Genomic DNA, 23,302 nt, shown 5'->3' on the forward strand with positions numbered 1-23,302 from the left:
TGTCTCGATTCGCTCGTGCCCTGTCCGGGACGTCGACTCTGCGGGAACGGTTCTTCGCCTGCAGAGCCACGGCCGACGACAGGCGCACGTCATTGCCACTGTCGCGTAAAACAGAGCACTTCGGATTGAAGCAATTCCGGAAAAAGCGGATCCCGGACACGCGGATACAGGTCCGGTGCAGGATCCGACGGATTCTGGGGTTGCCGCTTTAGGCGGGAGAGACTGGGGCCGGTGGGGCTCGGGGAGCGGTTTGGTTCAGGGATGGCAGCGGCAGGGATACCGAGCGGATCGGCAGTGCTTCGGAGAGGTATACTTCCGCGGGATGGAAATCGAGAGCGGATCGATGCGGTACAACGGGATCGCTGTCGAATTTGACGACGGTCTTCAGGACCGAGCGGGTGGGGTTCTTGTCCAGAACGGCGCGTCGCAGCGGTTTGGGCTTGTGAGGGCGGGAAATGTCAGGTACCCGCGTGCCACCCAATACCAGGAACAGCGGGATCAGGAAGGTTATGAGCCGCATATGTCCGCTATGTTTTGCAAACATGCCTGTTTTTGTACCAGAATTCTCGAACCAATACAAGTCCGGCTCCCTGAAATGGTCAACAGGGGCGGCTCCGCGCAGGAGCGCGTAATAGACGAAGAACGCCGCGTTTTGCCGGTGCCGGGTCGCTTGGGAGGCCGGGCATATCCTCTCCATGGCTGCTGCCGTGCGCATGGTCACAACCTCCCGGCGCAGCAGGCATAGCGCTGTCGGGCATTCTCGGCCTGCCCGATCACGTCCCCTGCGCTCATGGTGAAGAGGGTGTCCATCGGGACGCCGGCATCGCTCAGCAGGGTTGCGGTCCAGCGGTTACAGGTATTGCCGAGGGAATAGCGCCCTTCGGCTCCGAAAAAGCGGCTGTCGCCATAGAGCCCCCTGCCGAGCGGATAGGGGCGACCGCGTTCGTCGAACCTGAAACTCGCATGCAGCGCCTCTCTCAGGTGTTCGAGCCCTGTTTCCGATACGCGCAGTTCCACGACCGGTTCCCGGGAGAAGTACGACACCGGCCCGATCGGGAGGGCGACGACATGTATCACCGCCTCGTTGCTCCGGAACAGCGCCCTGAGTGCCGCAATCACGGTGTTCCTTTCAGCCTGATAGAATTCAGCCTCACCCCAGCCGAACTCGTAATAGGGAGTTTGGCCGAGATAGGTATCGAGAAAGCCGAACCGGCCGGCCAGATCCCGCCGCGACAGGATGATGCCGGTGTGCCAGCCGTGGTTGACGATGTGAAGTGACCGTTCCTCGGCCTTGTCGGCCGGCAGGTATCGCCACTCCTGTAGGCGTCCGCAGCGCGGAACAATCAGCACCACAACGGCCAGCAGCAGGAGCAGGGACAGGAGCGTCCATACGATGCGGCTGCGAATGTCGTGCTGGAGAAGGTTCATGGTGTTTCCCGCGTGGGGCTGGCGTTCCTCTCTCCTTACTCTTCAAGCATGCCAGGAGCAGCGGTTTATGCAACGGTTCACGCTTCCGCGGGAGGCCCCGGTGCACTCCGGCCGGCATGCCGCGCCTGATTGACAATGCCTGTCGATCCCGGTACATTTTAGCACCCGTCCGGCGCCGCTCCCGCCGCGAGCTGCCGGGATCCCGGAACCACAAGGAGATGATATGAAAAAGTCGCTCGGCGCAAAGACTCTGCTCTTTCCCACCCCGGTCCTGATGGTCGGGACTTACGATCAGGACGGCAAACCCAACCTGATGAACGCCGCCTGGGGGGGCATTTGCTGCTCCCAGCCCCCCTGCGTGGCCGTATCGTTGCGCAAGGCGACCTACTCCTATGCGGCCATCGTGGAGCGCAAAGCCTTCACTGTCGGCATAGCCTGCGAAAACAGGATGGTGGAAGCGGATTACCTGGGGATCGCCTCAGGCCGCGATGCCAACAAGTTTTCCGTAGCCCGGCTGACCCCCGTGAGAAGCGACCTGGTGGATGCGCCCTACGCGGCGGAATTCCCGGTGGTGCTGGAGTGCCGCCTGCTGCATACCATCGAGATCGGTCTGCATACCCAGTTCATCGGCGAGATCCTCGACGTGAAGGGGGACGACGATGTCTGCGGCGACGACGGCCTGCTGGACATCATGAAGATCAAGCCGCTCATTTTCGATACCTCCCACAGGGGATACCACGGCGTCGGGCCGATGCTGGGCCGGGCCTTTTCCGTCGGAAAACAACTGAGTTGAATCCGCGGCGCTTCCCAGCCAGCACCCATTCAGATTGCAGCACTGAACACAATAAAAGCGGAGGTGAACCAATGTCGAAAGTAACGGTAGTTGCCAAGATCGTGGCGAAGCAGGAGGCCGTCGAGGCCGTCAAGGCCGAGCTGTTCACGCTGATTGCGCCCACCCGGAAGGAAGAGGGCTGCATCGAATACAACCTGCACCAGGACAACCAGGACCCGGCCGTGTTCATCTTCTGCGAAATCTGGGAGAGCGCCGCGCACCTGGAAAAGCATGCCGCCAGCGCGCATTACGGCGCCTATGTCAAGGCGGTCGAAGGGCTGATCGAAAAGAAGATCGTCCACAAGCTGACCCGCATCGAGCCGGACCGGTGAACTGGCAGGTCTATATCATCCTCGGTTCCGACGACTCCTTCTACACGGGTATCACCACCGATATCGAGCGCAGGTTCCGCCAGCACGCCGCAGGCCGTGGCGCCCGCTATTTCCGCGGGCGCCGGCCGGTGCGGGTGGTGTATCTGGAACAGGGGCACAGCCGCATTTCCGCTGCACGGCGCGAGTGCGAGATCAAGGCTATGAACCGGAAGGACAAGGCGTTGCTGGCGGCGCGGCAGGCCTCACCCGCAGTATTGCCGGAGATTTCTTGCGGAGGCGTTGCATGAACGATCACACCTCAGAACAATCCGGACCTGCCGGTCACGCACCGCAGCATTACCTGATCGAACGGCTGGGGCTGACGCGGCACCCGGAGGGGGGCTGGTACCGGGAAACCTACCGCTCCGCCGAAGAGGTCCCGACCGATGCGCTGCCGGAGCGCTTCGGCGGGCAGCGCTCCCTGTGCACGGCCATTTATTTCCTGCTGGAGAGGGGTGAATTCTCCGTACTGCATCGGATTAAATCGGACGAGATGTGGCATTTCTATGCCGGAGCCGCGCTCACGGTCCACCTGATCACCCCGGGTGGTGAGCGTCGGTCGCTGAGGGTCGGCTCCGATCTGGCGGCCGGTGAAACGCCCCAGGCGGTTGTGCCTGCCGGTTCCTGGTTCGGGGCCGAGGTGTCGGGCGAGGGTGAATTTGCACTGGTCGGCTGCACGGTGGCGCCCGGTTTCGATTTCGCCGATTTCGAGATGGGGAGCAGAGAGGAACTGCTGAGGCAATTTCCCGGCCACAGCGACATTATTCTGCGGCTGACAAAGGTTGACGGTAGGTAGAAGCCGGAGCATGAGTCCGGATTTTTCTCAGGTCCGTCACAACTGGATTCGAGGCCGGTTCAGCAGATTATCCTTTGAAGGGGAAATCCTGTTCGAACCGGCCTTTGTTTTATTCAGCCGCGCAAAGCGGCATGCGGAAACTCAACCTCAAAAGTTTCAAATTCCCCTAAATAGCTTGCACAAATAGCGGCGCTGGAACTATAAGAGATGGCAAATTAGTGTGATCACACTGCACGATGTTTCGAGGGTACGCAATGCAACGCTGTATTTATGGAGGGGCAATGTTCAAGAGAATGGCAATCGCCATGATTCTCACCATTTTTCTCTTGTCGATGTCCGGTTGTCTGTACCGGGGGGATGGCATTTTCAAGCAAATCGGGGACTCGGATTATAAAGCCCAACTCAATTTCATGAACCTTTTTGTCGCCGCAAACAGCAATCCGACCTACGTATATGGCGCTGTAATTTCGGAAGACCGTATTACGCCCGTCAAATTCGCCACTGTCGTGCTCAGAAAGAAGGAACAACAGGAAATCGTCACGAGAACAAACTCGGATAACGCCGGGCGCTTCCTGATGTCGGGGATATTATCGGATGACGATTACAACATAGAAATTGATTCACCGGAGTACGTGGCATGCAAAACAGTCCGTATTGAACCGAACAGAAGAAATTATCACGAGATATTTGTACGCAAGAAGTGAAGGTCAGATAAGAGAGTAGGGGCAGCATGCTACAAGTAGAACGCAAAAAGGCGGCCAATCGGCCGCCTTTCGCGTTTCCATCATTCATGTAGCTTACTGTTGGGCAATCGCCTCCTTCGGCTGATTGCCGCCCCCGCCCAGCACCTTGTAGAGTGTCACCAGGTTGGACAGCCGCAGCAGCCGGGTCCCGATCAGGCTCTGCTGGGATGAGTAGAGCGAACGCTGCGAATCCAGCACGTTCAGATAGCTGTCGATGCCCCGATCGAAACGGGCCTGGGAGAGACGGTAGCTTGCGCCGGTTGCCTCGGTCAGCGCCTGTTGCGCAGTGAGCTGATCGTCAATGGTTCCGCGCTGGGCCAGGGCATCGGCCACCTCCCGGAAGGCGGTCTGGATGGTCTTTTCATACTGGGCCACGGCAATGTCGCGGTCCACTTCCGACACCTTCAGGTTGGCGCGGTTGGCCCCTCCGTCGAAGATCGGCAGGGTAATGCGCGGCGCAAAGCTCCAGGCGAATGAGCCGGGCAGGAACAGCCTGGACAGGTCGTCGCTGCCGAAGCCGACCGAGGATACCAGGGTGATGCGCGGGAAAAAGGCGGCCCTGGCGGCGCCGATGTTGGCATTGGCCCCCATGAGCAGGTTTTCGGCCTGCAGGATGTCAGGGCGGCGCAGCAGCACATCGGACGGCAGGCCCGGGGAGATGTCCTTCAGCGCGGTCAGTGTTTCGGACAGGGCCGCGGGGAGCAGCTCCGGCGGGGCCGGGGTGCCGAGCACCAGCGTCAGGGCGTTTTCGTCCTGGGCCACCAGGGTGGTATAGCGGGCAATGTCCACCCGGGCCGATTCCACGCTGGTGCGGGCCTGCTGCAGGCTCAGAGCCGAGGCGACGCCGGCGTCGAAGCGGCTCTGGACCAACTGGAGGGATGACTGCTGGCTGGCCAGGGTGTCCTTGGCCAGGTTGAGCAGTTCGCGGTCGGCAGCCAGATTCAGGTAGCTGAAGGCCACCTGCGCCACCAGGCTGATCTGCACGCTGGTACGGGCCTGTCCCGTTGCCAGGTACTGCTGCAGGGCCTGGTCCTTCAGGCTCCGCACCCGGCCGAACAGGTCCAGCTCATAGGAACTGACCCCCAGGCCGACGTTGTACTGGTTGAAGTTCTCCGCCTTGCCGGTACCGGAAAGATCAGCCGCCAGCCGCTGCAGGTTGGCGGTGGCACCGGCATCCACCTTGGGAAACAGGTCGGAACGCTGGATCTGGTACTGGGCCCGGGAGCGCTCGATGTTGAGGACCGCCATGCGCAGGTCGCGGTTGTTGTCCAGCGCCAGGGTAATCAGTTTGCGCAGCTGCGGATCAACGAAGAATTCCTGCCAGGGGATGCCGGCTACAGGCCGGTCGGACGTGGCCGTCTGCTTGTAGGCAGGGCCTTCCGGCCAGGAGCCCGCCACAGGGGCGGCGGGCCGGGAGTATGTGGGTGCCATGGTCGAGCAGCCAGCCAGGCTGAGTAAAGCCCCGCAGGCGAGGCCGAGATAGGTCGTGATACGTCTCATTCATGAACCTCCGGTGAAGTGGCGGCAATCTGATGTACGACAGGCTGCCGCTTCCGGGCAAACATTCTGGAAACCAGAACGAAGAAGAACGGAATGAAGAGCAGGTCGATGAAGGTGGCCGAGAGTAGGCCGCCCGTAACGGCCGTACCGATGGCATTCTGGGCCGCGGCCCCGGCTCCCTTGGTAAGCGCCAGCGGCAGTGTGCCGAAGAAGAAGGCCAGCGAGGTCATGATGACCGGACGCAGCCTGATCTTCACCGCCGACAGGGTCGCCTCGACCAACTCATGACCCTGGTGCATCTGCTCCTTGATGAACTGGATGATCAGGATCGCGTTCTTGGTGGAAAGACCGATCGTGGTCAGCAGACCGATCTGGAGATAGACGTCGTTGGGGAACATGCGCAGCTTGACCGCCGTCACGGCCCCCACCAGCCCCAGCGGCAGCATCAGCAGGTTGACGAAGGGGATCGTCCAGCTCTCGTACAGGGCCGCCACGGAAAGGAACACTACCAGGAGCGAGATGGCGTAGAGCGCAGGCGCCTGGGCCCCGGCATTCTTTTCCTCGTAGGAGAGGCCGGTCCACTCGTACCCGATGCCCGGCGGTAACTGGGCCGCCATCTTCTCCATCTCGGCCATGGCCTCGCCGGTACTGATCCCCGGTGCTGCCTGCCCCAGAATCTCCACGGCAGGCAGGCCATTGTAACGCTCCAGACGGGGAGAACCATACTGCCAGCGGGCGGTGGCAAAGGCCGAGAACGGTACCATCTGGCCGTCCTTGTTGCTGACATACCAGGTGTTGATGTCTTCCGGCAGCATCCGGTAGCGGGCATCGGACTGGAGGTAGACCTTCTTGACGCGGCCATTCTGGATGAAGTCGTTGACGTAGGTACTGCCCCAGGCGGTGGACAGCACGTTGTTGATATCAGCCAGCGAAACACCAAGGGCGCCGGCCCGCACATCGTCGATGTTCAGCTTGAACTGGGGTGTGTCGTCCTGGCCGTTGGGGCGTACCGCCACCAGCTTGGAATTCTTCATGGCCATGCCCAGGAGCTGGTTGCGGGCCTCCATCAGTTTTTCATGCCCCAGCCCGCCACGGTCCTGCAGCTGGAAATCGAAGCCGTTGGCGACCCCCAGCTCCAGTACTGCCGGTGGCGAGAAGGCGAAGGCCAGACCGTCCCGGAATTGGGAGAAGGCCTTCATGGCCCTCCCGGCAACGGCCGAGGCCCTCAGTTCCGGGGATTGGCGCAGCTTCCAGTCCTTGAGCTTCACCCAGGCCAGTCCCATGTTCTGGCCGCGGCCGGCAAAGCTGAATCCGGCAACGGTGATGACTCCTTCCACGGATTTGTCTTCCTTCTCCATGAAGTGGCGCTCCAACTGCCGTATAGTCTGGAGGGTCCGCTCCTGCGTGGCGCCGGCCGGCAACTGTACCTGGCAGATGAGGAATCCCTGGTCCTCGTCCGGCAGGAACGAGGTGGGGAGATGCATGAAGAACCAGGCCATGGCCCCCACGATGGCGCCGTACACTACCAGGTAGCGCACCGGCTTGCTGAAGGAGCGGCCGACGATCCCTTCGTATTTGTCGCGACAGAAGTCGAAGGCCTTGTTGAAGCGGCGGAAGAACCAGCTGAACCAGCCGGACTCGCCGGCGTGGTGGCCTTTTTCGACCGGTTTCAGGATGGTTGCGCACAGTGCCGGGGTCAGAATCTGGGCCACCAGCACCGACAGGATCATGGCCGAGATGATGGTGATCGAGAACTGGCGGTAGATGACCCCGGTGGAGCCGCCGAAAAAGGCCATGGGCAGGAAGACCGCCGTAAGAACCGTGGCGATGCCCCACAGGGCGCTGGTGATCTGCCCCATGGACTTGATGGTGGCTTCACGGGGCGACAGCCCCTCCTCGGTCATGATGCGTTCCACGTTCTCCACGACGACGATGGCGTCGTCCACCAGCAGGCCGATGACAATGACCAGGGCGAACATGGTCAGGGTGTTGATGGAGAACCCGCTGGCCGCCAGCACCCCCATGGTGCCCAGGAGCACCACCGGCACGGCGATGGTCGGGATCAGGGTGGCCCGGATGTTCTGCAGGAACAGGAACATGATGATGAAGACCAGGAAAACCGCCTCGACCAGGGTATGGACCACCTCTTCGATGGATATCTTGACGAAGGGGGTCGAGTCATAGGGATAAACCACCTTCATGCCGGGGGGGAAATACTTGGACAGTTCGGCCATCTTGGTCTTGATGCGGTCGCCGGTTTCCAGGGCGTTGGCGCCGGAGGCCAGGCGGATGGCCATACCCCCCAGCGGTTTACCGTTGTAAAACGACTGGATGTCGTAGTTCTCGGTGCCGATCCTGCTTTCGGCCACATCCTTCAGCTTCACCGTGGAGCCGTCGCTGTTGGTGCGCAGAATGATGGCATCGAACTGATCCGAGCTCTGGAGCAGGGAGCGGGCGTTGATGGTGGCGTTCAACTGCTGGCCCTGATTGGCGGGGGTGCCGCCGAACTGGCCGGCAGATACCTGGACGTTCTGGGCCTGCAGTGCCGTGATCACGTCATTGGTGGTCAGGTGGAAGTTGTTCAGTTTGGCGGGGTTCAGCCAGATCCTCATGGCGTTCTGGGTGCCGAACACCATCAACTCGCCGACCCCGTCCAACCGGCTGACGATGTCCTGGAGGTTGGAGACCGCGTAGTCGGTCAGGGAGTTGCGGTCCATGGAGCCGTCTTCGGATACGAGGCCGACGATCAGCAGGAAGTTACGGGTGGACTTGACCACCGAAATGCCCTGGCGCTGCACGATCTGGGGCAGGAGCGGCGTGGCCAGCTGCAGCTTGTTCTGCACCTGCACCTGGGCGATGTTGGGATCGGTGCCGGCCTTGAACGTCAGGGTGATGGTCACAACGCCGGCCGAATCGCTGGTGGAGGACATATAGATCAGGTTGTCGATGCCGTTCAGCTTCTGCTCGATCACCTGGGTGACCGTGTCCTGCACGGTCTGGGCCGAGGCACCAGGATAGGTGGCGTTGATGGCGATCTGCGGCGGTGCGATGGCCGGATACTGGGATACCGGCAGCATCTTGATCGACAGCAAACCTGCCAGCATGACCAAGATGGCGATTACCCAGGCAAAGATGGGTCTGTTTATGAAAAACCGGGACATGGAGAAGCTCCTTGAAAACATGTGAAGTCCCCCTTTGAAAGGGGGATTTAGGGGGATGTGTCGTTGTGGAAATCCCCTGGCCCCCCTTGCCAAAGGGGATATTTACCGTGCTATTTCTTTTCCGGAGTCGTCGGTGCGGCCTGCGCAGCGCCGGCTTTTGCGGGCTGTGCAGCGGCACCCTGCTGGGCAGCCGGCTGCGCGCCTGGCTGTGCTGCTGCTACTGCTGCCGGTTTGGCCCCGAAGGGCACTGCCTTGACCATGGTGCCGGGACGAGCCTTCTGCAGCCCTTCCAGGATCACGCGATCCCCGGCTTTCAGGCCTTCGCTTACCAGCCAGTTTTCGCCGACGGTGCGAACGACCTTGATCGAGCGCTGTTCAGCCTTTTCCTCGGCTCCGACCGCCAGGACTATCGCTTCCCCGTTGGGGTTACGGGTCACGCCGCGCTGAGGGATGAGGATGGCGTTTTCGTTGATACCCTCCTCCAGTACGGCGCGTACGAACATGCCGGGCAGGAGCGTTTTCTGGGGATTGGGGAATATGGCCCGCAAGGTAACGGAACCGGTGCTCTGCTCGACCGTAACCTCGGAGAATTTGAGCGTCCCGGGCAACGGGTAGGCGGAGCCGTCTTCCAGCAGGAGTTTGGCCTGAGCGGACGCGCTCTTTTTCAGCACCCCTTGGGCAAGATTCTGCTTCAGCCTGAGCAACTCGGCGGCGGATTGGGTTACATCCACGTACATGGAGTCGAGCTGCTGGATGGTCGCCAGCGCTGTCGGCTGATTGGCGGTCACCAGCGCTCCGTCGGTCACGGAGGAGCGTCCGATGCGCCCGGAAATCGGGGCAGTGACCTTGGTGTAGGCCAGGTTGATCCGGGCGGTCTCCACTGCAGCTTTGGTGGATGCCAGCTCGGCTTCGGCCTGTTTGAAACTGGCGTGGGCGTCATCGTAATCCTGCTGGCTGACCGCCTTGATCTTCACCAGGTCCCGGTAGCGCTCCTCTTTCAGCCGTACTGCCCCCAGATTGGCCACTGCCCTGGCCTCGGCGGCCTTGGCACTGTCAAAAGCCGCCTGATACGGGGCGGGATCGATCTGGTACAGCACCTGTCCGGCCTTCACGTCGGAACCCTCGGCAAACAGCCGCTTCTGGATGATGCCCCCCACCTGCGGCCGTACCTCTGCCACCAGATGCGGCGACGTGCGACCCGACAGTTCCGTTGTTAGCGCCACGCGCTGGGGCTGTACCACCACGATTCCCACCTCGGGGGGGGCGGACGGGGGCGGAGGAGTGGCCTTTTTGCCGCAGCCGGACATCATTGCCGCTCCTGCCAGAACCCCTGCGGCAGCTATCAGTCTGGTTTTTTTCGTGATTTCCATAAACACCTCGGTGATGTAATTGGAATGAATGTTCATTCCATAGTTTTTTCCAAAAAACGGTCTGCTCTTGGGCTAGCGCTTGACAGCGTCCCAGCAGGCCTCCACGGTCCGGTTGACAAGGATGTCGTCCAGCGTGATGAAACCCAGGATGTGGTCCCGGGCCACGGCCAGCAAGGGGCCGAAGGCCAGGTCGAACAGGATCACCAGTGGCAGGTCCTTGAGCACTTGCTGGGCAGCACCCTGCTCGAACAGCTCCTTAAAGGCGTTGCAGCCCCCCTCCCGGTTGCCCATGATCTTGTCCCGCCTCACTGCCACGCCGTAGGGGGAGTTGTGGAACTGCTCCAGGTAACGGAAATCCATGGGCTGCTCGATGAAATAGCGCAGCAGTGCGGTGCTGAGATGGAGAAAACGGGCCCTGAAGGGGGCGTCGGCCGAATAGCCGGCCAGGAGAACCCCCTGCATCTTCTCCTCGATCCCGCCGTACAGTTCGCTGATCAGAACATCCTTGTTTTCGAAATAACGATAGATGGTACCTGCCCCCACATCGGCGCGCTCGGCGATCATTGCCATGGGAGCGCCGTGGAAGCCCTGTTCAGCGATCAGTTCCAGTGCCGCCCGAATGATTTCGTCACGCTTGTCGGGCTTGCTCATATGATGTATCCCCCTTCGTTGCGGAATGAACGTTCATTCCAAATTACGTCCCTTTTGTACCTGCTGTCAATCTTTTTTTAATGTTGGCGCTGCTCCCTTTTTCAGCAGGCCTGGAGTGGTGACGTGCCATCGACCGGGCCGGCCCGGTGCGGTGAAGAGCGGCGGAATGGTGTACCCGGGCTTGTGGCAATCTCCGCTTTCCGCACTACACTGTGAGAAAGAACCAGCCAGGAGGAAACCGACATGAAAATAGTCATGGTGGCCTTCATATGTCTGCTCTTCAGTGGTTGCGCCAGCACGGAGGTGACAAACCGGTGGAGGGATCCGCAGTACAACGGGCGGTTCATCTCGGCCGTGGTGGTGTGTCTGACGGCCGACTCGGCAGTCGCACGGGAATGCAGGGACATATTCGTCAGGCAGCTCAGCCGCCGTGGCGTCCGGGCCGTGCCCGGTACCGGGACGATGTCCACGTCCAGTCAGGATGCACGTGCCGGGGCGCGTGAGCGCGGTCTGGAGATGGTGCTGGTCAGCAGGTTCATGGATAAACGCTCGGAGCTGGAGTTCTACTACCGGGAAGGCAGCATGCTGTTCATGCCGCACAGTGATATCTGGTCGGAAGGGGTCAACACGAGGGAGAACGAGTTCGAGCTGTTCACAACCGTTCTGTATGATGTGGCCAGCGGCAAAGCGGTCTGGTCCGCCTCGTCCAGCACCTATGTGGCCGGGTCACAGGAGAAAGTCCTGACCTCGTTTGTCGAGGCGATGCTGGATGAAATGGAGCGCCAGGGGCTGATCGATGGCGGTCACGGCAGGTAGCGGACCGCCTTCTGGGGGAAGAAGTCATGGAGTTCCGGAACTGCCCGCGGGCAGGTTTTCACGTGTAAGCTCCTATCCCGTGCAATCTCTGTTGAGCGTACGGAACTCATGGTTCTGCAGCCGCTCCCTGCCGCCGGGACCGGTTGCCCCGGCGGCAGTAAGGTGCCACGGATGCGGGCTTCGCCGGCGAGGGGGCCTACCGCCGCTCCAGCGCAGAACGGTCCCATCCGGCCAGATTTGCCGCCGCCTCATAGGTGCTCTGCATGAAGTCGAGCAGCATCTGTTCCGGTGAGGCTGAAGTGCGCACCTCGTCGTAGGGCAGGATCCACTCCTTCAGTTCGGCGCTGTAGAAGGCTTGTTGGGGAAACACGCGCGCCTTGTCCATCCCCGGCGGTTCGGGAATCGCATAGGCGTAGAAGGCCGGGCCGCCGATGCCGCTTGATGCCTTCTCCTCTTCGACCGCTCCAGAAGCGCGTTTGCCGGGCCAGAAGCCGTGGCTTACGACTTCGTGGGAATAGGCCTCGCGGGTGACGGGATCGGCCCCCTCCCGCTCCGGTGCCCGACGCCCCGAAAATCTCGTTACAGCCAGATCAAAGCTGCCCCAGAAGAAATGCACCGGACTGCACTTGCCGATAAAGTCGGAGCGGAATCTGGTGAAAACCTTCTCGGTCTGCAGCAGGATCTGCAGCAGCCTGTTGCTGAACTCCCCGTCATAGGAGCTGTTCTGGAAATCCCGGTCAAACGGGACCGGGTTTTCCACTTCGGATGGAATCGTCCTGATTTTCACCTCGATGCCCAGCTCCTGCAGGGTGGTCATGAATTTCCGGTAAAATTCCGCGACCGGGCACGGCACCAGTGCCATGGATGCCGTCACGCCATCATCGCAGTCGATCATCAGCTGGTGCGTGATGAAATCGAATTCAATGGCGAAACTCCTGTCCCCATAATGGATCGTCGAGGTGGTAAGTCCCCGTGGTGTCACGTAGAACGGGACGTTCCACCAGTGATTGATCCGCGGCGTCAAGGCCAGCCTGACCTTGCCGACGATCTGGCTCCACATGTGCAACGTCGCGTAGGTCTTGTCCCATTCGGCCAGCGGCAGTGCCGGCCATGCCTGGTTTGCCATGATTATACCTCCCGTGTCCGACCTGATTTTTTTCAGACCTTCTTTTTCCCAGCCACCACCTGGGCATGATTGAGCGCAGCCACCAACGACACACCGCCGATGATGTTGCCGCACAAGGTCGGCAGCATGTAGCGGGTCACGCATGCTCCGTAGCCGATCACGCCGGTCGCCGCCAGGTACAGGATCTCCACCGAGCCCGCAATGATGTGGCAGAAGCCCCCCAGAGCCACCACATAGGTGATGATCACGATGATCGCCACCTTGGAACCCTCGACCGCCGGCAGCAGCCAGACCATCAGCGCGATCAGCCAACCGGAGAAGACAGCCTTCAGCAGGATCGCAAAGGCGGTGGCCTGCATCGTCTGCCGGCCGATCTCGCCGAACGCCTGCAGCACTGCGGCCGGGAAGATAGGTTCGCGCAGGGCGAAGCTGAAGAGAAAGGCGCCGGCGAGATTTGCCGTCAGCACCACCCCCCACAGGCGCAGCACGTTCAGGAGGGTGTCCCGGTCTCGGCGGTGCAGGAGCGGCAGTATCACGGTCAGGGTGTTCTCCGTAAAAAGCTGCTGGCGGCCGAGGATCACTATCAGAAATCCCAGCGCGTAGCCGAATTTTGCCACCAGCGGCCGCCAGGGGGCCTCGGGAAGATGTGACCGCAGTAACCCCTCGGCCACCAGGGAAAACCCCATCGAAAGCCCCGAGGCCAGGGCGGACCAAGCCAGGGCGGAATTGGGGCGCCGCAGTTCCGCTTCCCCTTCGGCACGGATTGCCTCGTGCACCACCACCGCACCGATGGAGGTCTTCTCCTCGACCCGCTTTTCTTCCTCCGGCGAAAGTTCCAGATCGACCTTTTCCTGCTCCACGGGTTGCTCCGGATGGCCTGTTTTCTGAAAATCTCTCCTTGTACAGTAAGTGTACTGTCATTGCCGGGCAGTTCAAATTTCGAGCCGATTCTGGCGGTGCGATGGCTGTGCCTTCCTTGCATTTTTATCGGCCTAAAATATATTTAATATGAACCCTGCGCACAGCGAGCGGAGATCCGCTGCTTCGTGTGAGGGCAACCCTGGCGGCAGAAGGGGGAGATCATGGAGCACAAGACGAAGAGTGGCATCGACGAACTCCACATCCTGTGGATCTCGGAGGGCATGAGCTGCGACGGGGATTCCGTTTCCCTGACCGCAGCCACGCTCCCCACCATCGAGCAGATCCTGCTCGGACTGATACCGGGACTTCCCACGGTGCACCTGCACAACAAGGTGCTGTCCAAGGCTACCGGCGACGATCTGGTCGCCCCATTTCATGCCGCCGCCAAAGGCGAACTGGGACCGTTCGTTTTCGTGGTGGAGGGCTCGATTCCCAACGAGGAGATCAATGGCGAAGGCTATTTCAGCTCCTTCGGCTACGATCACGAAACCGGCCAGCCGATCACGCTCAACGACTGGATCGACCGGTTGGCGCCCCGGGCACTGGCGGTGGTGGCGGCCGGTACCTGCGCTGCCTATGGCGGTGTCCATGCCATGGCCGGCAATCCGACCGGCTGCATGGGGCTGGCCGATTACCTGGGCTGGGGCTTCCGTTCCGTGGCCGGCATCCCGATTGTCAACGTGCCGGGCTGCCCGATCCAGCCGGACAACTTCGCCGAGACGCTGCTGTGGCTGTTGAACCAGGTGGCGGGCGTCAACCCGATGATTCCGCTGGACGACAAGCTGCGGCCGACCTGGCTGTTCGGCAAGACCGTGCACGAGGGGTGCGACCGCGGCGGTTACTACGAGCAGGGGGATTTCGCCCTGGACTACAACTCCCCCAAGTGCCAGGTCAAGGTCGGCTGCTGGGGACCGGTGGTCAACTGCAACGTGCCCAAGCGGGGCTGGATGGACGGCGTAGGCGGCTGCCCCAATGTGGGGGGTATCTGCATCGGCTGCACCATGCCCGGTTTCCCGGACAAGTTCATGCCGTTCATGGATGCTCCGCCGGGAGGCACCCTGTCGTCCGACTTCACCCACAACCTTTACGGGCCGACCATTCGGCAGCTGCGGTCCATCACCAACCGCACGGTCAACAAGGAGCCCCGCTGGCGCCATCGCGGGACAGAACTCAATACCGGCTGCGACCCGCGGCTCGGCACCGGCAACGGCAAAGGAGGCCCACGTGGAACGGATTAAAGTCGGGCAGGGCGATTTGACGCAGATGAACTGGGACCCGATCTCCCGGATCATCGGCAACCTGGGGGTCTACACCAAGATCGATTTCAAGAACCGGCAGATCGCCGAATGCAAGGTCACCTCCTCCCTGTTCCGGGGCTACAGCGTTTTTCTCAGGGGCAAGGACCCGCGCGACGCACACTTCATCACCAGCCGCATCTGCGGCATCTGCGGGGACAACCACGCCACCTGCTCGGTCTATGCCCAGAACATGGCCTACGGCATCAAGCCTCCGCCTCTGGCGGAGTGGATGGTGAACCTGGGGGAGGCGGCAGAATTCATGTTCGACCACACCCTGTTCCAGGACAATCTGGTGTTCGTGGATTTCTGCGAGCAGATGGTGAAGGAGACCAACCCCGCCCTGCTGGCGAAAGCCGAACAGACCGCCGCTCCCAACGCGCAGCTGCACGGTCTGCGCACCATCGCCGACATCATGCGCGCCTTCAATCCCTTCGAGGGCAGCCTCTACAAGGAGGCCCTGCAGATGGGGCGCCTGACCCGGGAGATGTGCTGCCTGATGGAAGGGCGCCACGTGCATCCCTCCACGCTCTATCCCGGCGGGGTCGGCACGGTTGCCACGCCTCAGGTCTTCACCGACTATCAGGTCCGGCTGCTCGGCCTGCTGGACTTTGTCAAGAAGGCGGTGCCGCTCAACGACGACCTGTTCAACTTCTTCTACGAGGCCCTGCCCGGCTACGAGGAGGTGGGACGGCGCCGGGTGCAGCTGGCCTGCTGGGGGGCTTTCCAGGACCCGGCGGTCTGCGACTACCGCTACGCCACCATGAAGGACTGGGGCCGCGCCATGTTCGTCACCCCCGGCGTGGTTTTAGACGGCAAACTCCTGACCAACGATCTGGTGGATATCAATCTCGGCATGCGCATTCTGCTGGGCAGCTCGTTCTACGACGACTGGGCCGAGGAAGCGACCCTGGTCTCCCACGATCCGCTCGGCAACCCGGTCGATCAGCGCCACCCCTGGAACCAGACCACCCTGCCGCATCCCCAGAAGCGGAACTTCGACGACGGAAACTACAGCTGGGTCATGAGCCCGCGCTGGCAGGACCCGCAGTCGGGGCAACTGCTGCCGCTGGAAACCGGCGGCGGTCCGCTGGCGCGGCTGTGGGCCACGGCCCTGGCCGGTCTGGTGGATACCCCCTATGTCAAGGCCACCGGCGGCAGCATACGCATCCAACTGCCCAGGAGCGCCAACCTGCCGGAGACCGAGTTCGAGTGGAAGGTGCCGCAGTGGTGCAACACCATCGAGCGCGACCGTGCCCGCATCTACTTCGTGGCCTATGCGGCGGGCATGGCGCTGTTCTTCCTGGAACAGGCCATGCAGGAGATCCGGGCCGGCAATACCCGGACCTTCACCGACTTCGCCGTGCCGGACGAAGGGCTGGGGGTCGGATTCCACGAGGCGGTGCGCGGGGTTCTGTCGCACCACCTGGTGATCCGCAACGGCACGATCGCCAACTATCATCCCTATCCCCCCACCTGCTGGAACGCCAGCCCGACCGACAGCGCCGGCACGCCCGGCCCGATGGAAGAGGCGGTGATGAATACGCCGATCTTCGAGGAGAACGGCCGGGATGGCTTCAAGGGAATCGACATCATGCGCACGGTGCGCAGCTTCGACCCTTGCCTGCCCTGCGGCGTGCATATGTACCTGGGGGATGGGCGCGTGTTGAAGGAGTCGCATGTACCGGCCATGGGGATGGTGGGGCGGGCGAAGAAAAAGGGTTAAGGTTGTTGAAAAACGGGCATCTCGCCGCCGTCCTCGTCAGCCCTCTTGTGACTTCGGCCTGCGGCCTCACCCTTCGGGCGCCTCCGCGGTCCAATTTCACACGTGAAATTGTGCGGCGGATAATCTCACGCCTCCGCGGGGCTTCCTGCGGGTGCGACGATCTCCCCATTTTTGAACAACCTGAGAATTTTGACAGCCTGTTAAAGGAGAAAACCATGAGCCAGGAAGGCATCAGGATAGGAAAACCGAAGGTCAAACCGACCGCCCTGACGCATGTCTGCGGGGTGCGTGCCGGCAACAAGCCGGGCAGCTACGAGAAAGAGCCGGGGCATCTGCCGGATGGCCGGTCAACCGCCCGTCGTTCCACCGGCATCAACGCCAGGGCGCGCAACGCCATTCTGCCGGAAATGCCCAACCTGTCGCCGGCATGAGAGAAACGGCGCTGCAGGCGGAACGGTACGGTACAGCCTCCGCATTCGAAGGGGAGCGCTTTCTGGAGGAGATGGCCCGGCCGGGTCGTCAGGAGATCGAAATTTCCGGTCACCTCCTGCGGGTCGGCAGCCGGGTGCGCCTGCGGCCACGACCCGGCGGCGACCTGCTGGATGCGGCTCTGTGCGGACGGAGAGCGGTGATCGAGGGGATCGACGAGGATGAGGACGGCACCCCCCATGTGGCGGTGATCGTAGAGGATGATCCCGGCCATGACCTGGGTGGAGCGCGTCATCCCGCCCATCGCTTCTTCTTTGCTCCCTCCGAACTGGAGCCGCTGGCGGCAGGGGAGGAATCCGTGCCGCAGCGGCGGGTGCTGGTGGCCGGGATCGGCAATATCTTCCTGGGGGATGACGGCTTCGGCGTGGCAGTGGCGCAGCATCTGCTGGGACGGCCGCTGCCGGCCGGGATCGAGGTGGGGGATTTCGGCATCCGCGGCATGGACCTGGCCTATGCGCTGGGGCGGGGATACCAGGCCGCCATCCTGGTGGATGCGGTGCCCCGGGGGCTGCTCCCCGGCACGCTGCAGGTCATCGAGCCGGGGGAAAACCAAGGCGATGCCGCGATTCCGGACGGACACCGCATGGACCCGCTGGCGGTCCTGAACCTGGCCCGCAGGCTGGGGCAGGTGCCGGAGCATGTCCTGATCGTCGGCTGCGAGCCCGAATCGATCAGCGAGGACTGGAGCCCAGCTTCGGTAATGAGCCTCAGCGCGCCGGCTGCCGCCGCTGTGGAACGGGCCGCGGACATGGCACTGGAACTGGCCGCCGGGCTGGCTGCGGGGAAGGGGCCCGAGGCGGCATGCGAGTAAAAGATCGGAAAGGGGGTCCCATGAAAAAAAAGACCAAAAAGAGGCTGATGTGTCTGTGCAAGGATAAGAAAATCCTGCTGGGGCTGGCCGCCGGGCTGGCGATGGCGGTGTTTGTGGCCGAGCTGCCGGAGATGGTCCGCTATTGCAGGATGGCGCGGCTGTAAAATCTTCCCGCCCGGAGCCGCAGGGACCGGTTGTTTGCCGGTTTTGCTGCGCGGCTCCGCGGCACAGACCCTGAGTCCACACGATGGTGCCATGACAAACGGTCCGAAGCGCAGCCCTTCGGCTTTCCCCGACACGTATGACCCGGCCACGGGCGATCTGAATGTCGTGGTCGAAACGCCGCAAGGGAGCCGGAACAAGTATACCTATGACGGGGAGCTGGGCATGTTTCGCCTGGGCTCCCTGTTGCCGCTCGGGACGGTTTTTCCGTTCGACTTCGGCTTTCTGCCCGGCACTCTCGGAGGGGATGGCGATCCGGTCGATGTGCTGCTGCTGATGGATGAGGCGGCATTTCCGGGATGCCTGGTGCCGGCGCGCCTGGTGGGGGTGATCGAAGCGGAGCAGGTCGAGCAGGGCCGGACGGAGCGCAATGACCGGCTGATTGCGGTGGCATCGGCCTCCCGGACGCACGGCAGCGTCCGCTCCCTGGATGACCTGAACGCCAGCCTGCTGAAGGAGATCGAGTCCTTTTTCATGTACTACAACGGTCTCAAGGGCAAGGAGTTCCGCATCCTGGGAATGTACGGGCCGGAAAGGGCGCAACTGACTGTGGAGGAGGCTATCGAGCAATACAGTACGGTCTGACGACTTCATCTGCGCACACAGGGAGGGGTTGTCCATGCTTCGATTCGCCACCATGCCCGCCGCGCTTCGCACGGCTGTCGTCGCCGTTGCCCTGCTCGTGGCGGGATGCAATTCCGATTCATCGACACAACCGTCCGGCTCTTCCGGCGTCAAAATCGAGCCTGCCGCCCTTGCCGCCAGCATAACGGCCGGTCTGCAGCAGTCCCTTGCCCGGGAATTGGCCGGCTGGGATTGGAGCAGCTTTGTCGGCAGTTTCGGTTCGCTGCTGACCGGGGCCAGGTTCTCGCTGCAGATGCAGAAGGTGACCTATCAATCCACCGGAGCCAATGGAGTTGCCCGGACGCTGACTGGGCTTCTGATCCTGCCGGTGGCGGCCGATGGGAGCAAGCCGGCTGTTCCGTTGCTGATGTTTCAGCATGGCAGTGAAACCTTTCGGCAGTTCTCCCCATCGCAGTTCCTGGCTCATCTCGACCGGCCGACCGATTACCCGGAAGTGATGGTGGCGGCAGCCATCGCCACTAACGGATATGCCGTTGCCATGGCAGACTACGAGGGCATGGGAGACAATACCGACCCACAGCCATACGTAGTGGGGACTGCGCTGGCCGTGCAGGTGATCGACATGCTCAAGGCCAGCCGCGACATCATGGCCGGCAGCGATTCCAGCAGTACCTGGAACAGCCAGCTCTTTCTGCTGGGCTACTCCGAAGGGGGCTACGTCACCATGACGACGACCCGGGAGTTGCAGCAGAACCATGCCGGTGAGTTCACCGTCACCGCCTCGGCCCCTCTGGCTGGGCCCTACGATTTGTCCGGTGTTATGCGCGGGGTGATACTGGCCGACACACCCTATAAGAACCCCTTCTTCCTCCCCTTCGTGCTCACCGGCTATACCTATGCCTATGCAGGCAGGACCGCGCTCTTCAGTCCGCCCCAGTCCATGAAACCCCCATTCGATACGACCCTGCCGCCGCTGTTTACCGGCACGACAACCTCGGACGTGATCAACGAGGCGATGGGCATGAGTTACAACCCGGTGCACCTGATCGTGCCGAAAAGTATCCTGACGCAGCAGTTCATCGATCAGCTCTCCAATACCGCCTCCACGGTGGTCGGCATTCTGGCGGAAAACGACGCCTACCGCGGCTGGGCACCCAATACGCCGATGCGCCTGATTCATCATCCCGATGATGAACTGGTGCCCTTTGCCAATTCCCAGGTGGCATTCAATGCATTCAGCACTGCCGGGGCCAAGAAATTCGTCTCCCTGGTGCCGGAGACCGTCGCCATCGGCGTTTCCGACGATCCGGTGCACACCGTGCATTTTGGCGCCGCTTTTCCCGCCCTGAGCGATGGCTGGAAGTTTCTCGACGGGTTCAAGAAATGATTTCTCGTAGTCGGACTGGCGTCCGATCCGTGAAAGGAGAGACAACCATGGCACATGAAATGTACATGTCCCGGCGCGAGCTGCTGGCTGCCGGGGCTGCGCTCACGGTCATGTCCTGCCTGCCGCAGGGCTTGCTGGCTGCCGTACCGCGGGGAGAGATGCCCTATCGCAAACTGGGCCGTACCGGGGAGAATGTATCGCTGGTCGGTCTCGGCGGGTCGCATATCGGCAAGCAGTCCGACGAGAAGGAGAGCATCGCCATCATCCGCACTGCCATCGACAACGGCGTCAACTTCATGGACAACTGCTGGGATTACAACGACGGCCAGAGTGAAATCCGCATGGGCAAGGCTCTGCGGGACGGCTACCGCAACAGGGCCTTTCTGATGACCAAGATCGACGGGCGCGACAGCAAGACCGCTGCCCGGCAGATCGACGAATCCCTGCGGCGGCTGCAGACCGACCGGATCGACCTGATGCAGGTTCATGAAGTGATCCGCATGTCGGATGTGGACCGGAGTTTTGCCCCCGGCGGATGCATCGAAGCGCTGACGGCAGCCCGGCAGGCGGGCAAGATCCGCTATATCGGCTTTACCGGCCACAAAAGCCCGGCCATTCATCTCAAGATGCTTAAGACTGCGGCAGACCGGGGATTTGCTTTCGATACAGTTCAGATGCCGCTCAACGTCATGGATGCCCATTACGACAGTTTCGAGAAGCAGGTCCTGCCGGTGGCTCTGAAGCAGAACATCGGCATTCTCGGCATGAAGCCGATGGGATCGCCCTATATCCTGGAAAGCAAGACCGTGACGCCGGTGGAATGTCTGCACTACGCCATGAGCCTGCCGACCAGTGTGGTCATCACCGGCTGCGATTCGCTGCCGATCCTAGAGCAGGCGCTGAAGGCCGCGCGTCAGTTCCGTCCTCTGGGGGAAGAACAGGTGGCCGCTCTCCTGGCCCGTACCGCTAAGGCGGCAAGCAAGGGGCAGTTCGAGCGCTACAAGACCAGCCAGTATTTCGACGGCACTCATCATCACCCCGAATGGCTGGGACCGGTCGGTGGGCAGGCGTAATAACCGTGGAGGTGTCGCGCTGAAAACTGTGTGTAGTAAATAGCATAACTAGGTGGCAGGCGGTCTCCGCTTCACTCCGCCGCTGCGCCCTAACACCGCTGGATCGGTGCCTCCATGGCGTAAATGGCATCTGATTTTCAGAATAGAAAGGGGAAGTACGTGAGCTATTTGAATAAACTGCATATTGGAACAATGACAATAATGGTTTTGGCTGCAGGAGCGACCCTCAGCGGTTGCGCTGGTGTCACCTTTTACTCCGAGTCAACATTGGAGAAGGAGACTGGTATCCCAATCTATGCGTCCAAGCCTTACCTTCTTGTCTCCCGCACAGGTGCAAAGGACAAGCCGGTAGAAGTCTCCATAGTCTACCTAAACGATCCGAGTAAGGTCATCTACGCTAAGCCCCATTCTGGTTTCGGTTCTAACAATCTGACTCTCGCGCTCGCAAATGGGCAAATGACATCGTTTGGGCAACAGACAGACACAAAAGTTCCTGAATTGATTGCTGCTTTAGGAGGACTTGCTACATCAAGTTCAACAGCTACCAAGACTTTGGCCGAAGCTGCTCAGATTCGTTCCAGTATTGGGACCAAACAATCGACAGTTTCACTAGTAGAAGCAGGTAATAAAATAGGAGTAATATCTGATGACATGCTAGCTAAGATTTCTGCTCATGCTTTGCCAGGCTTAACTGACTCGGAACTTCAAACAGTCAAATCAGCAGCGCAAGCTCTAAAGTCGGCAGCTACGGCTCTCTCAAACCCAGCAGATGCTTCCGCAGCCCACTATTTAGATCAAGTCAAAGCGCATACCGACTCCCTTAGTACGCTACCCGTTCCGACGGCGAGCACGTCGCGCGACTCCTCGCTACAGATAGTGCAAGCTTGGGCTGTCGAATTAAGTAAAATTTTAAATTCTGCACAGCCGGAGAAGGAGGCACCTCCAGCCTTCGAACTCTACGAAATCATTCAAAACAATGGCACCACAACGTTGCGCCGAGTAAACCCGTGAAAACCTCGAAACTAACGATCACTGAACGAGTTAAAGCCCTTCTAGCATTACGTGGTGAACTTGACGAACGCGTTGGCAGCAAAGCAGACGTACTCGGATCTATGGTCGCGCTCAAACTTACGGCTGGCAAGATAACCGGACGCTTGGGTGTTACATATTTCGTACGCGAAAAAATACCTAAGGCCAAACTGATACCGCGCCAACGTGTGCCAACAAAGGTACAGGTCGGCGATGTCGTCGTATCAACCGACGTAATGACATGGCCTCGCATGGAAGAACAGTCCTTACAGGTAGGTACTATCCTATTTGATGGACGACTTCAGGGTACACTAACATGCTTTGGAGTTTCCCAAGCTGGATCATTCGGCGTTTCATGTGCCCATTGTCTGACTGGAGTTGATGGTAACCCTGCAACGTCAACCACAGTGGCAGCATATGCCAGTCCACCAGGCCAGTTCCTACCGATTGGACAAAGTGTGTACTTGGCATATTCACCAGGGATAGGTGTTCTCGATAATTTCGGATACCTTGACTGTGGTTTGTTCGACTTGCGGGACCAAGTATTGTCCGGGAGAGCGGCAACGAGTCAGTTGATCGATCTGGTTGAGGACATACATGTTCTGGTTGGCCATCGTCTAAAGGGTATTAGCGCCCTAAATGCACCAAATGCAAATTGGCAGGTGCGTGAGGCCCAAGTCCTTGGAGTGGAAGCAGAAGCTCTGGGCGAACGGTGTGATGTTGTATTAAGCGTCCTGCCTCCTGGTACATTTAGAGGCGATAGCGGCATGCTCTGGCTAACACAAGAAGGGCAAGCAGCGGCAATACATGCAAGAGGTGAAGTTATGCCAGGGATTCAAGGTAGTAGCTTGACTACAGCTATGTCAGCCAAACGTGCCGCAATGGCACTTGGTGTGCAACTCTCTATTGGTTGACTCGTTTGGAAGATATGAGGAATTATTTGAGTGAAATCTCAACCAGACAGTTAGAC

24 protein-coding genes are annotated in these 23,302 nt (G+C 60.7%); 16 read left to right on the forward strand and 8 right to left on the reverse strand.

Annotated elements, in window-relative coordinates; translation table 11 throughout:
- Positions 1-208 precede the first annotated feature (208 nt).
- Both GSVR_RS04160 and GSVR_RS04165 read right to left on the reverse strand, forming a co-directional pair.
- Complete coding sequence (locus GSVR_RS04160) at positions 209-715, reverse strand: hypothetical protein (protein WP_173196232.1); 507 nt, start codon at positions 713-715, stop codon at positions 209-211.
- Positions 716-717: 2 nt separating this feature from the next.
- Positions 718-1,428, reverse strand: coding sequence for a DUF2459 domain-containing protein (locus tag GSVR_RS04165; RefSeq protein ID WP_173196230.1), 711 nt, complete (start codon positions 1,426-1,428; stop codon positions 718-720).
- A gap of 223 nt (positions 1,429-1,651) precedes the next feature.
- Between GSVR_RS04165 and GSVR_RS04170 the strand changes: the two genes are divergently transcribed.
- The 5 genes from GSVR_RS04170 to GSVR_RS04190 all read left to right on the forward strand — a co-directional run bounded on the left by GSVR_RS04170 (position 1,652) and on the right by GSVR_RS04190 (position 4,131).
- Positions 1,652-2,221, forward strand: a complete 570-nt coding sequence (locus tag GSVR_RS04170; protein ID WP_173196228.1) for a flavin reductase family protein — start codon at positions 1,652-1,654, stop codon at positions 2,219-2,221.
- 71 nt (positions 2,222-2,292) lie between these two features.
- Positions 2,293-2,592 carry a putative quinol monooxygenase gene (locus GSVR_RS04175; RefSeq protein ID WP_173196226.1) on the forward strand — a complete coding sequence of 100 codons (300 nt, stop codon included), beginning with the start codon at positions 2,293-2,295 and terminating at the stop codon, positions 2,590-2,592.
- Entirely contained in the window at positions 2,589-2,879 is a 291-nt protein-coding gene (locus tag GSVR_RS04180; protein WP_173196224.1) for a GIY-YIG nuclease family protein, read from the forward strand. The genes GSVR_RS04175 and GSVR_RS04180 overlap by 4 nt, the downstream gene beginning before the upstream one ends.
- Entirely contained in the window at positions 2,876-3,427 is a 552-nt protein-coding gene (locus GSVR_RS04185) for a cupin domain-containing protein (RefSeq protein ID WP_173196222.1), read from the forward strand. Before GSVR_RS04180 ends, GSVR_RS04185 begins: the two co-directional genes overlap by 4 nt.
- Positions 3,428-3,708: 281 nt before the next feature.
- On the forward strand, positions 3,709-4,131 hold the full coding sequence (locus tag GSVR_RS04190; protein WP_173196220.1) for a hypothetical protein: 423 nt from the start codon (positions 3,709-3,711) through the stop codon (positions 4,129-4,131).
- A 93-nt stretch (positions 4,132-4,224) separates the two neighbouring features.
- Here the strand turns inward: GSVR_RS04190 and adeC are convergent, their stop codons facing one another.
- The 4 genes from adeC to GSVR_RS04210 all read right to left on the reverse strand — a co-directional run bounded on the left by adeC (position 4,225) and on the right by GSVR_RS04210 (position 10,852).
- Complete coding sequence (gene adeC / locus GSVR_RS04195) at positions 4,225-5,670, reverse strand: AdeC/AdeK/OprM family multidrug efflux complex outer membrane factor (RefSeq protein WP_173196218.1); 1,446 nt, start codon at positions 5,668-5,670, stop codon at positions 4,225-4,227.
- Positions 5,667-8,831 carry an efflux RND transporter permease subunit gene (locus GSVR_RS04200; RefSeq protein ID WP_173196216.1) on the reverse strand — a complete coding sequence of 1,055 codons (3,165 nt, stop codon included), beginning with the start codon at positions 8,829-8,831 and terminating at the stop codon, positions 5,667-5,669. The genes adeC and GSVR_RS04200 overlap by 4 nt, the downstream gene beginning before the upstream one ends.
- Positions 8,832-8,941: 110 nt before the next feature.
- Positions 8,942-10,201, reverse strand: a complete 1,260-nt coding sequence (locus GSVR_RS04205) for an efflux RND transporter periplasmic adaptor subunit (protein ID WP_173196214.1) — start codon at positions 10,199-10,201, stop codon at positions 8,942-8,944.
- A gap of 72 nt (positions 10,202-10,273) precedes the next feature.
- Positions 10,274-10,852 carry a TetR/AcrR family transcriptional regulator gene (locus GSVR_RS04210; protein ID WP_173196212.1) on the reverse strand — a complete coding sequence of 193 codons (579 nt, stop codon included), beginning with the start codon at positions 10,850-10,852 and terminating at the stop codon, positions 10,274-10,276.
- 243 nt (positions 10,853-11,095) lie between these two features.
- Between GSVR_RS04210 and GSVR_RS04215 the strand changes: the two genes are divergently transcribed.
- Positions 11,096-11,668: a hypothetical protein gene (locus GSVR_RS04215; RefSeq protein WP_173196209.1), complete on the forward strand. Its 573-nt coding sequence runs from the start codon at positions 11,096-11,098 to the stop codon at positions 11,666-11,668.
- A gap of 196 nt (positions 11,669-11,864) precedes the next feature.
- On the opposite strand, the gene GSVR_RS04220 is transcribed toward GSVR_RS04215, so the two are convergent.
- Together GSVR_RS04220 and GSVR_RS04225 are read right to left on the reverse strand one after the other, a co-directional pair.
- Positions 11,865-12,794 carry a DUF5996 family protein gene (locus tag GSVR_RS04220; RefSeq protein ID WP_173196208.1) on the reverse strand — a complete coding sequence of 310 codons (930 nt, stop codon included), beginning with the start codon at positions 12,792-12,794 and terminating at the stop codon, positions 11,865-11,867.
- A gap of 32 nt (positions 12,795-12,826) precedes the next feature.
- Positions 12,827-13,654 (reverse strand): formate/nitrite transporter family protein, encoded by an 828-nt coding sequence (locus tag GSVR_RS04225; RefSeq protein ID WP_173196206.1) that lies wholly within the window; start codon positions 13,652-13,654, stop codon positions 12,827-12,829.
- Between the two features lie 222 nt (positions 13,655-13,876).
- Between GSVR_RS04225 and GSVR_RS04230 the strand changes: the two genes are divergently transcribed.
- From GSVR_RS04230 to GSVR_RS04275, 10 genes are all read left to right on the forward strand, one after another.
- Complete coding sequence (locus tag GSVR_RS04230; RefSeq protein ID WP_173196204.1) at positions 13,877-14,953, forward strand: hydrogenase expression protein HypE; 1,077 nt, start codon at positions 13,877-13,879, stop codon at positions 14,951-14,953.
- A 25-nt stretch (positions 14,954-14,978) separates the two neighbouring features.
- Positions 14,979-16,736 carry a nickel-dependent hydrogenase large subunit gene (locus GSVR_RS04235; RefSeq protein WP_173196683.1) on the forward strand — a complete coding sequence of 586 codons (1,758 nt, stop codon included), beginning with the start codon at positions 14,979-14,981 and terminating at the stop codon, positions 16,734-16,736.
- 215 nt (positions 16,737-16,951) lie between these two features.
- Positions 16,952-17,167, forward strand: coding sequence for a hypothetical protein (locus GSVR_RS04240; protein ID WP_173196202.1), 216 nt, complete (start codon positions 16,952-16,954; stop codon positions 17,165-17,167).
- Positions 17,164-18,036, forward strand: coding sequence for a hydrogenase maturation protease (locus GSVR_RS04245; RefSeq protein WP_203978788.1), 873 nt, complete (start codon positions 17,164-17,166; stop codon positions 18,034-18,036). Before GSVR_RS04240 ends, GSVR_RS04245 begins: the two co-directional genes overlap by 4 nt.
- A 20-nt stretch (positions 18,037-18,056) precedes the next feature.
- The gene (locus GSVR_RS04250; protein WP_173196200.1) at positions 18,057-18,200 is read left to right on the forward strand and encodes a hypothetical protein; all 144 of its coding nucleotides are present in this window, start codon (positions 18,057-18,059) and stop codon (positions 18,198-18,200) included.
- Between the two features lie 91 nt (positions 18,201-18,291).
- Positions 18,292-18,843 carry an inorganic diphosphatase gene (locus tag GSVR_RS04255; RefSeq protein WP_173196198.1) on the forward strand — a complete coding sequence of 184 codons (552 nt, stop codon included), beginning with the start codon at positions 18,292-18,294 and terminating at the stop codon, positions 18,841-18,843.
- A gap of 34 nt (positions 18,844-18,877) precedes the next feature.
- Complete coding sequence (locus tag GSVR_RS04260; RefSeq protein ID WP_173196196.1) at positions 18,878-20,230, forward strand: lipase family protein; 1,353 nt, start codon at positions 18,878-18,880, stop codon at positions 20,228-20,230.
- Positions 20,231-20,277: 47 nt separating this feature from the next.
- Positions 20,278-21,303: an aldo/keto reductase gene (locus tag GSVR_RS04265; protein WP_239077454.1), complete on the forward strand. Its 1,026-nt coding sequence runs from the start codon at positions 20,278-20,280 to the stop codon at positions 21,301-21,303.
- A gap of 159 nt (positions 21,304-21,462) precedes the next feature.
- A complete protein-coding gene (locus GSVR_RS04270; RefSeq protein WP_173196194.1) occupies positions 21,463-22,314 on the forward strand; it encodes a hypothetical protein in 852 nt (283 codons plus the stop codon).
- Positions 22,311-23,246 carry a hypothetical protein gene (locus tag GSVR_RS04275; RefSeq protein ID WP_173196192.1) on the forward strand — a complete coding sequence of 312 codons (936 nt, stop codon included), beginning with the start codon at positions 22,311-22,313 and terminating at the stop codon, positions 23,244-23,246. The genes GSVR_RS04270 and GSVR_RS04275 overlap by 4 nt, the downstream gene beginning before the upstream one ends.
- Positions 23,247-23,302: the final 56 nt, after the last annotated feature.

It is taken from the genome of Geobacter sp. SVR, from assembly GCF_016865365.1.
Lineage (GTDB): Bacteria > Desulfobacterota > Desulfuromonadia > Geobacterales > Pseudopelobacteraceae > Pelotalea.